Raw genomic sequence first — 13,723 nt, 5'->3', positions numbered from 1 at the left:
ATATTGCAGCATTAAGAAAAGCATACTTTTTAAATGGAAAAGATGCAAAAAAACTGATAGAGATTTTTAAAAAAAATAGATAGGAAAAACAAGAAACTCAACGAATCGATTTTTATTAATCGAATTGTTGAGTTTCTTCTATACATAACTATTTATTTTCCTTCAATAGTAATCATCCATACTTCACTACGAGCTGTAGTTTTGAAAGGTGGGCCCCAGAAACCATAACCCGCAGAAGTGAAGAAATGTTTACCATTAATTTTCGCGTAGCCATGATCTAGTGTATAAACTACATCTGTGATGAAGTTTAACGGCCATAGTTGTCCACGGTGAGTATGCCCTGAGAGTTGAACATCTATAGGTAATGTAGCGTGATAATCAACAGCATCAGGTTGATGATCTACAAGAACGATAGTCTTGTTTAAATCAATACTCTTAAGCAGTTCAGCAGTATCAAGTCTATCACGACTGACACTCTTATCTTTACGCCCAACCAAAGTAACATCATTATTAATAGCAATACTTTCATCAAATAGTGGGATTATTCCTGTCTTTTTAACTTCGTCTACTATTTCTAGTGCGTCACGGTCGTGATTTCCCATCGTAGTATAAACGCCTAGTGGAGCTTTTAGCTTGCTTAGATTTTCTTGCATATTGCGTTTTTTATACATAACCATATCATCGTCCATAAGGTCTCCTGCGATAACTACAGCATCTGGCTTCTCTTCATCAATAATCTTGTTCAGTTTTTCAAGTTGTGGATTTGAGAAAAATGTTCCAAGATGAAGATCAGAGACCATAGCAATTTTAACAGGATTATCAAGATGTTTATCAACCTTAATAGTCTTATTAATTACAGTAGGTGAGTATGCCCAAAATAGTCCCAAAGCAGTCATGCCTAATAAATATAGAGCAGTTATGCTTAAACTAATTCCTTGAGAAAGATTTAATTTAAGGATTTTCAGTAATAACTTAGCGACCAATAAAATAACACCTATGACAGCACCGTTTAGGAAGTAGAAGTACCAAACGTTTCCGTAGTTAACCCAAGGTGCACCTAATCTCAGCATATAAGCTACGATAGAAAAATTAGCAACGATAAATAGCGCTATACCAATAGCTAATTTAACCTTAGGGGGAACAAAAGGTGAGATCATCCATTTTAAGCCTAGCCACATCAGAAATACGAGTATTTCATATACTGCGAATACCCCGATAAAACCAGCGATAAATTTCCAATTATTCAATATTAATTCTCCTTCAAACTATTTAATAACAAATGTAAGGGAGTGACTCAAAAATCATGATTTTTGAGAAACAAGATTTTGTTGAGTCACCCCCGCACAGTTTATTAGATATCTAAAAAGCTTTTATAAAGCGAATTTAGATATCAATAAACCACTGCGTCTATGAGTTATCATATACACTTTTTTAAAATTTAGGACTTTTGGGTCAGCCCTAACAGAGTGCTTTTCATTATACATTATCTAGCTTAAATTGTCATTAAATTAGGTTGGACAAGAAAGAGCAGATAAACATAGACTAAGAAAGATAAATTAATTCGATAAAAAATAAAAAAGCCATCATGTGATAGCTTTTTTATCTATGTAATTATTTACCTAATTTTTCTAAGTGTTTAGCTAGGCGTTCGTTAACGAAATCCCAGTTTACAACACGGAAGAATTCTTTAATGTAGTCTGGACGACGGTTTTGGTAGTTTAGGTAGTAAGCGTGCTCCCAAACGTCTAATCCAAGAATTGGAGTAAGACCTGTTAAGTATGGAGAGTCTTGGTTAGCTGTAGAAGTAACAACTAATTTACCTTCTTTATCTAAAGCAAGCCATGCCCAACCACTACCGAATCTTGTAGCAGCTGCAGCTGAGAAACTCTTCACGAACTCTTCGTATCCACCAAGTTCAGCTTCAACTTTTTCTTTAACTAATCCAGCGAATTCAGAAGAATCAGCTTTAGTTAGTGATTGCCAGAATAGGCTGTGGTTGTGGTGTCCACCACCATTGTTGATAACAGCTTGACGGATGTCAGCAGGAACGCTATCGATGTTTTTTAATAGACCACAGATACAGTTAGCTTCGAATTCTGGGTGTTTTTCTAAAGCTGCGTTTAAGTTGTTAACGTAAGCAGCGTGGTGTTTGTCGTGGTGAATTTCCATAGTTTTAGCGTCGATAACTGGTTCTAAGAAATCGAATCCATAAGGTAATTCAGGTAATTTAAATGTCATAGTAATAATCCTCCAAGGGTTTTTTAATCAATATATAACTATTATAAGAAAAATATTAAAAATAAACAACAAAAATGCTTACAAAAAAATTTTTTTATAAAAAAAAACTATTTTTCAAACATGGTAATGATATTAATTAAAGGAGTAAGGGAGGGAAACTTTTGAAGACGAGATGAGGTAATTATTAAATTTAGAAATTAACGAAATATAAATGGTAACTGTGTTGATGATTTTATGATATATTTATCTGTTTTATAAAAGATATATTCAAGTTTTATCGTTTTTTACGGCTATCTATGGACTATTTTTGAAAAATCTTATACAATAGTATCTATATAGAAAGTTTTAACAATGAAAGAAAGATTATGGTTATTAGACTTTAATTTTTAAGAGTTTAATAGTATAATATAGTTGGAAATTTTTGAAGATAAATGATTCGAAATTAATCGAAAGGAATTAGATAATGAAAATAGGAATTGATAAGATTGGTTTTGCAATGCCAAATTACTATTTAGATATTCGTGATTTAGCAACAGCTCGAGGAATTGAACCTGATAAATTCACTAAAGGTTTATTACAACTTGAAATGAGTATTCCTCCTGTGTCTCAAGATATAGTAACTCTTGGAGCACAAGCTGCATATGATATACTAGACAAAGATGACTTAGAAAAAATTGATATGATTATCGTAGGGACTGAGTCTGGAGTTGACCAAAGTAAGGCTTCTTCAGTATTTATTCATGGGCTATTAGATATTCAACCATTTACGCGCGCTATTGAAGTTAAAGAAGCATGCTACGGAGCAACTGCTGCCTTAGATTTCGCTAAAAATCATGTTATGAATAACCCAGAGTCAAAAGTACTGGTTATCGCTAGTGATATTGCGAAATACGGTGTTAAATCTTCTGGAGAATCTACACAAGGCGCAGGAAGTTGTGCTATGTTAGTAAGCAGTAATCCAAGAATTTTAGAGTTCAATAATGATAATGTTTGTTTAACTCGTGATGTTATGGACTTCTGGCGTCCGAACTATTCACAATATGCTTTTGTAGAAGGAAGATTTTCTACTGAACAATATCTTGATTGTTTAACAACTACTTGGAATAGATATATTGAAAAAACTAAACAAAGCCTTAATGACTTTTCAGCGGTATGTTTACACCTGCCATATCCTAAATTAGGATTAAAAGGTTTAACTCTATTATTAGAACAGGCTGAAGAAGAGAAGAAAGAAGAATTACTTGCTCGTTTTAATGAGTCTATTTTATATAGCCAACGTGTAGGTAATATATACACAGGATCTCTATTTTTAGGGTTATTATCACTACTTGAAAATAATAACACATTAGAAGCAGGGAACAAGATAGGTTTATATAGTTATGGAAGTGGAGCTGTTGCGGAAGTGTTCAGTTTAACTTTAGTAGAGGGTTATAAAGATCAATTAAGAAATAATCGTTTTGATGATTTTGATAAGAGAACACGTATTTCAATAGATGAATACGAAAAAATGTTCTTCAGAGATACTACAGTTGACAACGAAGGAAACTTAGATATTTCTGATATTAAAGATGAGAGCAGATTTATCTTAGAAAAAATAGAAAATCATAAGCGAGTATATAAAAAACAATTTTAATAGAGGAAATCATGGGAAAAATTTGGAGTGGATTTTATAAAAAAAATATTAATGAACGCTTAGAGGTTATTGAACAAGCTGGTATTTTAAGTGAAGAATATCTTTCTGTTTTAAAAAATAATGAAGTTTTAGACTTCGATACGGCTAATAATATGGTTGAGAATGTAATAGGAACTTTCTCGCTACCTTTTAGCGTTGTGCCAAATTTTGTCGTTGATGATAAAGAATATGTGGTGCCATTCGTTACGGAAGAACCATCGGTAGTTGCTGCTTGTAGTAATGTTGGGAAAATCGTTGCGAAGTCTGGTGGTTTTAAAACAGAAGTACTAGATAGGAAGATGGTAGGGCATGTAGCTTTATATAACATAGCGGATACTGATGAAGCTGTGAAACGTATCTTACAAAGTAAAGATTTGCTTTTAAAAACAGCGGATGAAGCTTATCCGTCTATTGTGGCTCGTGGTGGAGGTGCTTGTGATATCGAGGTTAAAGTTCTATCAGAAGATGGAATAGATTTCGTAGTTGTTTACCTTATCGTTGATACTTTAGAGGCGATGGGGGCAAATATGTTAAATACTATGCTAGAAGCACTTAAAGTATCGTTAGAATCATTGACTGAAGGTGTAGCTTTAATGGCGATTTTATCGAATTATGCGACACGTTCACTAGTTACAGCAAAATGTGCTATTCCATTCGAAAATTTAGGAGAAAATGGAGAGTATCTTGCGAAAAGAATTGAACTGGCTAGTAAGTTTGCTAAAGCTGATGTTTATCGAGCGGCTACTCACAACAAGGGTATCTTCAATGGTATTGATAGTGTTGTAATAGCGAGTGGGAATGACTGGCGAGCTATAGAAGCGGCATGTCAAAGCTATGCAGCTAAAGATGGTAAATACCAAGGACTTTCTACGTGGCGCTGTGAAGAAGAGGCTCAAGTTCTTGTAGGGGAAATTACCTTACCTATGCCGGTTGCTAGTGTAGGTGGTTCTATTGGCATCAACCCTACTGTAAAAGTTGCTAGAGGATTATTAAATAATCCAGATGCGAAAACATTAGCGAGTATACTTGTTTCTGTCGGATTAGCCCAGAATCTAGCAGCGCTAAAAGCGTTGGTAGGAGATGGAATTCAAAAAGGTCATATGAAATTACACGCAAAATCTTTAGCGATTTTAGCTGGAGCTACTAATGATAATATTAAATTAATTGTAGAAGAACTTAGAAAAGAAAAACACATGAACTTAGCTAGCGCTAAGAAAATAGTAGAGAAATATAGTAAATAAAATAATGAAAACGGGGGTGACTCAAAAATCGTGAGTCACTCCCGTAAAGTTTATTAATATCTGAAAAGTTTTTATAAAGCGAATTTAGATGCCAATAAACCACTGCGTCTATGAGTTCTCATATGAACTTTGTTAAATTTTGGGACTTTTGAATCAATGCCTTGTTCTTTTAATATAATTCGAATTTTTCTACGTAATACATTGTTCTATTTGCTCCGCTTTCGTAGTTTTTATTGTTTAAGCGAAGTGTCATCATACCTACAGATTTTCTAGTAGCGATGTTTTCGTATGGAATAAGAACTCTATCTCCTTTAACTTCCCATTTTTCCACCGGCATGAAGATTGCATCAGTAGCACCACCGTAACCAATATCACTTTTAGCTAAAAAGACTTGATCTTTTACGAAGTATACTACTTTATTTTTATGATTCATCAATTTTTCTAAATTTTGTTTGCTAAAATCAGCAACTCTATCATTTAATTGAATAAATTCGATGTCTTTATCATTTTGTAATCTTTGTAATACATCTTGTTTATGAAATGTTTGTGCATTGTATGTATTTAGTAAGTCTAAAACTTTAGTTAATGTCATTTGTTTTACTACACTATCGCTACCATCGTTACTAGCGATAAATCTCACTACATTAGCAGTGCTGCTACCTTGTAGATTTAGCATTCCGTATGCCATAGGTTGTAAAATTTCTCCGGCTTTAGCTAAGTCATGTTTTCTAGTCTGAGTAGTGTTTTGGATTGTAGTGTTATTTATAGTAGGAGTTTCTACTTGAACGCTAGGTTTGTTATTTACAATATTTGCATTAACGTTAGTATCTTCTTGTTTAATATGTTCAACTTCTTTTTGTAGATTAGCTAAAGAAGTCGGTGTTTCTTCAGTGGTTATTACTTCGCTAGTTATATTATTATCAATTTTTTGTGCTACCTTATCTGTACAGCCAGTCATAAGCCCTATTCCTAAAATAAATACACCTGTTGTTTTTAGAAGTTTGTTCATATTCTCCACCTTCTTTTTGTATAACTTCTTTATACTTATATTATACATCTATAAGTTACAAAAAACAATATTTTATTACAAAAATATTACATTTACATTACAAAACTGTTTAATAAATATTACAGTGGTGTAATTTTTAGAATCAGTCTAGTGTTATAACATTATTTGAAGAAGCCTGATTTTTATAGTAAAATATACTAGTAAACTAAATTTAGGAGATAAAAAACATGAATAGAGTTGCTATTGTAAGTGCTAAAAGAACTGCTATAGGAAGTTTCGGAGGTAGTTTAAAAGATGCTTCTGCTGCGAAAATTGGTGGAGATCTTGTAAAACAAGCATTAGAAAGTATAAATCTTGATCCACATCTTGTTGATGAAATTATATTCGGTAATGTATTGCAGACTGGTCTTGGTCAAAATGTAGCTAGACAAATCGCAGTTAATGCAGGTATTCCAAAAGAGAAAAGTGCCTTTGTTGTTAATAAAGTTTGTGGATCAGGATTAAAGAGTGTTGTGCTTGGAGTTCAATCTATTATGGTAGGGGACAATGATATCGTAGTTTGTGGCGGAGTAGAGAATATGAGTGCAGCACCACATTATACGAAAAATGCTCGTTTTGGTCAAAAACTTGGTAGTTTTGAATTAGAAGATACCATAATTAATGACGGTCTGACTGATGCTTTTGAAAATTATCACATGGGTATTACTGCCGAAAATATCGCAGAGCAATATGGTATTACAAGAGAAGAACAAGATGAATTTGCTCTAGCGAGTCAAAAAAAGGCAGCCTTAGCAATCGAGAATAATCTATTTTCTGAGGAAATTGCTCCGATAATTATTAAAACAAGACGTGAGGAGATTACCTTTGATGTGGATGAATATGTCCGTGCTAATAGTAGCTTAGAAAGTCTAGCTAAGCTGAGACCATCTTTTAAAAAAGACGGAACTGTAACAGCCGGGAATGCGTCGGGTATTAACGATGGAGCTGCTTGTGTTATTTTAATGTGTGAAAAATGTGCTAAAGAATTAGGTTTAGATGTCCTTTGTTACATTGAAGGTTACGCTTCAACAGGTCTAGATAATAAGGTAATGGGGTTAGGACCAGTACCTGCAACACAAAAAGTTCTAGAAAAATTAAATTTAAATATTGAAGATATTGATTTATTCGAAATGAACGAAGCCTTCGCAGCGCAATCCATAGCTGTAACACGTCTATTAAACCTAGATCCGACTAAGGTTAATACGCGTGGTGGTGCAATAGCACTAGGACATCCAATAGGAGCGAGCGGGTGTCGTATCTTAGTTACATTAGTACATGCACTAATTAAAGATAATAAAGAAAAAGGGCTATGTTCTCTTTGCATAGGTGGAGGTCAAGGTATCTCTATGGTTGTTTCTAGGAAATAATTTTAGGGAGTGAATCAAAAAACGTAATTTTCTAGAAATCGAGTTTGGAGTGTTACTTCGCAAAGTATATTAGGTGATTAAAAAGTGAATTTAGATATTAATAAATCGCTGAGGCTATGAATTTCTGAGTCAACTAAGTCTAAAAAGGTGTAAATTATATAAGAGTTGAATTCCCAATATAAGTTTCAGTTTAAATTCCAGGTTTACTTTGAACTGGAATTTACTTTGGGAATTAACAAATTCTATAGAAAATATAGTTATTTATAAAAATAATTGTCTATTAGCTAAGAAAGTGTTAAAATAGGTAAGTGATTATTTTTAAGGAGAAATATTGTGAATAAATTCATGAAAGAACATGGACAAGTTATTTTGTGGTTTATCTTTTTAGTATTTATGATAATATCACTTAGTATGGTGTTTACTCACGGCATTGGCTATGCTATTGTTGTGTTTGTACTAAGTCTTGTGTTATTGTGCCCGCCTATTGTAAAACTTATCCAACGAAAAACACGTTTAAAAAAAGTTGTCTTGGGTACTGTAAGTGCACTTGTTATGATGTTAACAATGTTAATGACTAATCATTTTAGTGATGCTAAAAAGGAAGAACAAAGAAAAACTTTCCAAGAGAGAAAAGAAGAACGTGATAAAAAAGTAGAGGAACAATCTTCTGAAGAGAAAAAAGAAGAAAATTCATCAGAGAATAAGGAACAACAGATAGCCCCACCACCTCCATCGAAAAAAAGAATAAATGAGAGTGATAGTGAGAAAAAAGAAGTTGTTCAAGTAGTTCAAAATCAACAACAGGTACAGCAACCTAGAAAAGTCGTAGTTAGAGCGAGTAAAAAGAATGGTTATTACTATACACCAACACACCCTTCTTACAATAATATCGCAGCTAAAAACTTATTAGTCTTCAGTTCAGAAGAAGCAGCCCAAAAAGCAGGGTATAGAAGAGCAGCATAATAGACAAAAGATCTCAGACAAAATGTCTGAGATTTTTTGTTTTAAAATATAATAAAAAAACGTGTTTGGGGAACACGTTTTTTGGTGAACTAAATTAAGTTCTAAGCAATTACTTGCTTGTTTATATCTAATCTTATATACAAATAACAAAAGAGTTTTTTAACTCTTTAAAAGGGAGAATGGCTTGCCTAGGGAGCGACAAGCCACATTATGAAAAAAATTAAAAAGTTTTATTATCTGTTAATATCATAAAGAATTAACCGAAATATTGGTTTAAACAAAAATAATTTCAAACTTAAAAGGGAGAAACGACAAGTGTCGTTAAGAATGAAATTTCATTACTTTTGTTTAGGTAATTATTATAAACCTTGTACTTAAAATATACTTAAAATTTTTAAAGTTTTTTAAAAAAATGAAATTTGCTCATTTGTTTTCATTTTTAATTCAAAGTTTATAGTTTTTCTATTGTGAAACTCTAAATAATCATTAATTTGAGAGAAGACTTTACTTCCGAAAAAGCCACGGTATGCGGATAGTGGACTCGGGTGTGCTGATTCAATAATCATATGTTTTGAAGAATCAATTAATCTATTTTTACTTCTTGCGTAAGTTCCCCATAAAACAAAGACTACATTTTCATTTTTTTCAGAAATAGTTTCAATTATGTAATCCGTAAAATTTTCCCATCCCATTTTACTATGGCTCGCAGGAGAATTTTTTTCAACAGTAAGAACTGCATTAAGAAGAAATACCCCCTGATTAAACCAAGATTCGAGATTTCCTGTTTTTGCTGGATTTATACCTAAGTCATCATGAAGCTCTTTGTAAATATTTATAAGACTTTTAGGAAGTGGGACGTCATCATTGACCGAAAAGCTTAATCCGCAAGCCTGGTTGGGATTATGATAGGGATCCTGCCCTAATATTACGACTTTGATATCTTCTAATGCTAAGTCGAAAACTCTAAAAACTTGTTCTTTTGGAGGGTAGATTGTTGTAGTAAGACGTTGTTTATCTATTTTTTCTATCAATTTATTAAGTTCATCTATTTTTGGATAATTTTTTATTACTTCATTCCAACTGCTATGCATATAAAACTCCTTAAAATTACTACTTTGTTAAAGTATATCATAGTTATATATATAATAAAATAGGAATGATTCGACGAAATTAATTACAAAAAATTAATTTCGTCGAGCCATTCCTTATAGACACAGTGGTTTATTGATATCTAAATTCGCTTTATAGAAGCTTTTTAGATATCTAATAAACTGTGCGAGGGTGACTCGACAAAATCGATTTCTACGAAATAACGATTTTTGAGTCACTCCTTATTTATTTAATTCATCTGTTAAGTTGTATAGTTCATCTACTAGGTGACCAACATAAGCGATAGCTTCTTTAAGTGGTTCATCAGTACTTACATCACAACCTGCAAGTTTAGAAAGATCTAGTGCTGACATGCTGCTTCCTTTAGAAAGAACATTTAACCAAGTGTCGGCATAAGAACTGTCATTATCAATCTTATTAGCGATAGCTGTACCGATTGTTAATCCTGCAGAGTAAGTGTATGGATATAGACCCATGTAGTAGTGAGGTTGTCTCATCCAAGTAAGCTCTGCACCTTCATTAACTACTAGACTATCTCCGAAGAACTCTTCCATAACGTTGCGTTTTACTTCAGAAAGAACATCAGCAGTTAACATTTCATTGTTATCTACCATTTTGTAGATTCTATCTTGATAAACAGCTTCTAAGTAATGTGTTACCATATTGTGGAAGTATGTTCTACTAATCATGTTGCTAATAACCCAACGTTTGAAACGAGCATCAGTGTTAGTTTTTAGTAGGTAGTTAGATACGATAACTTCGTTACAAGTTGATGGTGCCTCAACGAAGTAAAGTGGACAATCGTTGTTTAACATTGTTTGGTGTTTTCCTGTACTCATGAAGTGATATGCATGTCCAAGCTCGTGAGCAAGAACGAAAACTTCATTCATTTTTCCAGTCCAAGAAAGAAGGATAAATCCAGCTACATTAGGAACAGTTGCACAGAATCCACCAGTGCTTTTTCCTATATTTTGAGGGAAGTCAGTCCAACGTTTGTCATAACTTTCATCAATCATATTAACGTAGTCTTCACCAAGAACACCAAGGGCTTTTTTAAGGTAGGAGCGAGATTCATCGATAGTCATATCAACTTCGAAATCAGGGTCAAGATTTATTTTGCAATCAGCAAACTGCATATCTTCAATTTTGTGTTCACGAGCTAGAAGCTTAATGTAACGTCGGATATGAGGTGCTAAATCTGTCATAAGAGTACGGATTTGACGATCATATAGTTCACGGTTACCATCTTGAGCAGCTAATAGGTAGTCGATAACACTATCATAACCACGCATTGTAGCAAGCATTTTTTCTTTTTTGATTTGTGAAATATACTCGTTTGCTGAAGTGTTTTTATAAGCATTTAGTGTTTTATAAAAACTTTTTGCAGCATTACGGCGAACTTCAGTGTCATTATCCATTTCGTGTAAGTTTTCGTATAGTACGAAACTATTTTCGAAAGTTTTTCCATTAGCTTCAAAGCTGTCGAATTGCATATCTTCGTGCTTAGTTACTTCATATAGATTGTAGTAACCAGGAAGGCTTTCGTAGTTTGCGATTACTTGTTCAGCTTCTTTTGATAATGTATGTTTTTTCTCCTGAACGATTTTTTCGAAGTAGTATTCTAAATCAGGGCGATAGTTTTTCACGAAATCTTTAATGAATTGTTCATCTAGTTCTACAAGTTCAGTGTCGAAGAAACTTAAATTCCCTGCCCATAAAGTAGAAACATCTTCAAATAGTGTTACATTTTGTACTACATTGTCATTAAATCTATCTACCGCCATTGGTAACTCAGCGTAGTGAGATAGTTTATAATATTCTTCATAAAGTTCTTCGTATTTTTTAACGGCAGTATCTAAAGTAGCGTGATCCGTTAATTTTCCTTCGTAAGTAGCCTTGAAATCTAAGATTTCTTTTTTAATATTTGTAAGGCTCGCTTTAAAATCTTCATCAGTTTTATATAGAAGAGTCATATCCCAAGTATATTTCTCTTCAACTTCATTTCTTGGTATTAATTTTATTTCAGTCATAGTTTACCTCCTGTAAATTATAATTTTATAGTCATTTGACTTAAGTACTATTATAATATGATATGAGATATAAGTCTATAAAATATTAATAACAAGAAAGAGTATCGTGTAGTTTGTATAGAAATTAGAAAGACTTTGATATAATTTTTCTTAAAAAATTTTGTTTAAAGTTAAATTGTTACGGAAAATAGGTAAAAAAATAAAACTATGATGATAAATTGAAAGAGTTTTTTATCGTAAAAAAATGTTAAATGACGCAAAAATTCACGGAAATATTTATAGAGAGATTAATTTAAAAATAGATAATTTTTGAGTTGCGCTTTTTTGCTTTATATGAAAAATATAATTAAGAAAGTTTTGATTTAATAGCTATTTAGATTTAATGGGCTTATAATTATTCTGATTCTTTATGAATGAATTATTTTCATATAAAAAATCATTGATTTTTTTTTTTTTTTGATATAATAATGGCTAAAAGAGTATAAAAGGCAATTATTTTTTTCATGATTAAATAAATTTTTTATAATTTAATTATAGAAGAGATACTTTATGGAGGTATATATAATGAACAAAAATACAAAAAGAGTTTTATCGGCAATAACGGTTGCAAGTTTATCTGTAACATCATTTACAGGTAATATACAAAATGTAGTTAATGCCAAAGAAGACAAACAAGAAGAAAATGCACTTTCAACAAATAGAGTAAATGCAGAAGTATTAGAAAATGAAGCTGGTGCAGTAATTCGTGTTAGTGCGTCTTCAAATGTTCAAAATGTTAGAACAACTTATTCAGTAGATACTGCAGGTAGTAAGGTTGTTTCTTTTGGAGATTTGAAAGCAGGAGAGGTGAAAGAAATTCAAGTTAATTTTGAAGAAGATTCAAATAAACTTAAATCTTTACCGAAAACTACTGCTGTGAGCGATAGAGTAGATTTTAATAAAGAAGTAAGAGGACATAAAATTAAAGGTAGCGTAAGCTTTGAATATGATAATAGAGACACTGCACCAACAGTAACACCAACAGCGCCAACTGAACCGACTAACCCAGTTGCTCCAGTGGTAACTGCTCCATCAAATCCAACAGTTCCAACTAACCCAGTGGTAACACCAACGGTGCCGACTACACCAATTAATCCTAATGCTAAGAAAGTAAATCTAGAAGTAAATGTACACGTAACACTAAACGGTCAACCTCGTGTATTTACAGTAGGTGTTTACAAAAATGTTGATGCTGGTACAAAAGTAAGTCTTGAGTATGTAAAAGAAGTACTTAAACAGTACAACTTTGTGGCGGATAAATTAGAAGGATTCCCTGCGGTATTAGACAAAGATTATGCAGTTGAGGTAGACGTAAAAACTATTAATACTGTAGTACCAACAAGACCTAGGATACCACTAAATCCTACTAAACCAGTTGCGCCAGCCAAACCAATTCAGCCGGTTATTCCTGATACTCCAGATGAACCTGTAGTAACTCCAGATAAGCCTGCTAAACCAGTTGCTCCAGTAGTAACACCAGCAGAACCTGTTAAACCTGTAGTGACTCCAACAGAGCCTACTAAGCCAGTAACTCCAGTGGTAACTCCTAAAAATACAGATCTTGAAGCTGGTATGCCAGCTAATGTTAAGTGGTCTCGTGCGCAACTTAAAGAGTGGGGGTTTACATTTGGTAAAATCACAGGGGACTATAATGTAGATGGTGACCTTGGGATATTTGACAATGAAGATGATTTTGATAAGGCTTGGAAGAGTGGAAGTAAAGCATTAGACCAAAAATATTTAGATGGTATAGTTGATTATGATTATTTCAAAAACACTCCTCATGGATATGCTTGGTACTCAGTAACAAAACCAGATGGTGCAGTAGGGTATGCAGTGTATATGTATAGTAAAGATGGTATATTTAATGACGGTCAAAAAGCAAGATAATAAAAATTAGAGTGGAAGTACTGATTAAAAATAACAGTAAAGAAGAAGTATCGAGAAAAAACTTGGTACTTCTTTTTTCTACCCTTTCCGTAATAATTATACTATATCCGTTTTAAAGTTAAAGT

The 13,723-nt window shown here is 32.8% G+C and carries 10 protein-coding genes; 5 read left to right on the top strand and 5 right to left on the bottom strand.

Going from position 1 to position 13,723, the window contains the following annotated elements; all coding sequences use genetic code 11:
• Positions 1-152: 152 nt before the first annotated feature.
• Entirely contained in the window at positions 153-1,247 is a 1,095-nt protein-coding gene (locus RWN11_RS00410; RefSeq protein WP_314159823.1) for a metallophosphoesterase, read from the bottom strand.
• A gap of 364 nt (positions 1,248-1,611) precedes the next feature.
• Positions 1,612-2,238, bottom strand: coding sequence for a superoxide dismutase (locus tag RWN11_RS00405; RefSeq protein WP_003144226.1), 627 nt, complete (start codon positions 2,236-2,238; stop codon positions 1,612-1,614).
• 463 nt (positions 2,239-2,701) lie between these two features.
• Between RWN11_RS00405 and RWN11_RS00400 the strand changes: the two genes are divergently transcribed.
• The gene (locus tag RWN11_RS00400; RefSeq protein ID WP_314159822.1) at positions 2,702-3,871 is read left to right on the top strand and encodes a hydroxymethylglutaryl-CoA synthase; all 1,170 of its coding nucleotides are present in this window, start codon (positions 2,702-2,704) and stop codon (positions 3,869-3,871) included.
• An 11-nt stretch (positions 3,872-3,882) separates the two neighbouring features.
• Positions 3,883-5,151: a hydroxymethylglutaryl-CoA reductase, degradative gene (locus RWN11_RS00395; RefSeq protein WP_314159821.1), complete on the top strand. Its 1,269-nt coding sequence runs from the start codon at positions 3,883-3,885 to the stop codon at positions 5,149-5,151.
• A 169-nt stretch (positions 5,152-5,320) separates the two neighbouring features.
• Here the strand turns inward: RWN11_RS00395 and RWN11_RS00390 are convergent, their stop codons facing one another.
• Entirely contained in the window at positions 5,321-6,160 is an 840-nt protein-coding gene (locus tag RWN11_RS00390) for a hypothetical protein (RefSeq protein WP_314159820.1), read from the bottom strand.
• 227 nt (positions 6,161-6,387) lie between these two features.
• Between RWN11_RS00390 and RWN11_RS00385 the strand changes: the two genes are divergently transcribed.
• Complete coding sequence (locus tag RWN11_RS00385; protein ID WP_314159819.1) at positions 6,388-7,566, top strand: acetyl-CoA C-acetyltransferase; 1,179 nt, start codon at positions 6,388-6,390, stop codon at positions 7,564-7,566.
• Between the two features lie 333 nt (positions 7,567-7,899).
• Entirely contained in the window at positions 7,900-8,529 is a 630-nt protein-coding gene (locus RWN11_RS00380) for an O-antigen ligase family protein (protein WP_314159818.1), read from the top strand.
• A gap of 404 nt (positions 8,530-8,933) precedes the next feature.
• Here RWN11_RS00380 and ung read toward each other — a convergent pair whose 3' ends face one another.
• Positions 8,934-9,620, bottom strand: coding sequence for a uracil-DNA glycosylase (gene ung, locus RWN11_RS00375; RefSeq protein ID WP_314159817.1), 687 nt, complete (start codon positions 9,618-9,620; stop codon positions 8,934-8,936).
• A 240-nt stretch (positions 9,621-9,860) separates the two neighbouring features.
• Positions 9,861-11,669 carry an oligoendopeptidase F gene (pepF, locus tag RWN11_RS00370; RefSeq protein ID WP_314159816.1) on the bottom strand — a complete coding sequence of 603 codons (1,809 nt, stop codon included), beginning with the start codon at positions 11,667-11,669 and terminating at the stop codon, positions 9,861-9,863.
• 564 nt (positions 11,670-12,233) lie between these two features.
• Between pepF and RWN11_RS00365 the strand changes: the two genes are divergently transcribed.
• On the top strand, positions 12,234-13,598 hold the full coding sequence (locus RWN11_RS00365) for a hypothetical protein (RefSeq protein WP_314159815.1): 1,365 nt from the start codon (positions 12,234-12,236) through the stop codon (positions 13,596-13,598).
• Positions 13,599-13,723 lie beyond the last annotated feature (125 nt).

The sequence above is a fragment of the uncultured Gemella sp. genome (assembly GCF_963519265.1).
In the GTDB taxonomy this organism is placed as follows: domain Bacteria; phylum Bacillota; class Bacilli; order Staphylococcales; family Gemellaceae; genus Gemella.
The sequence above is the reverse complement of the archived record's forward strand: the minus strand, read 5'-3'. Positions and strand labels throughout refer to the sequence as shown.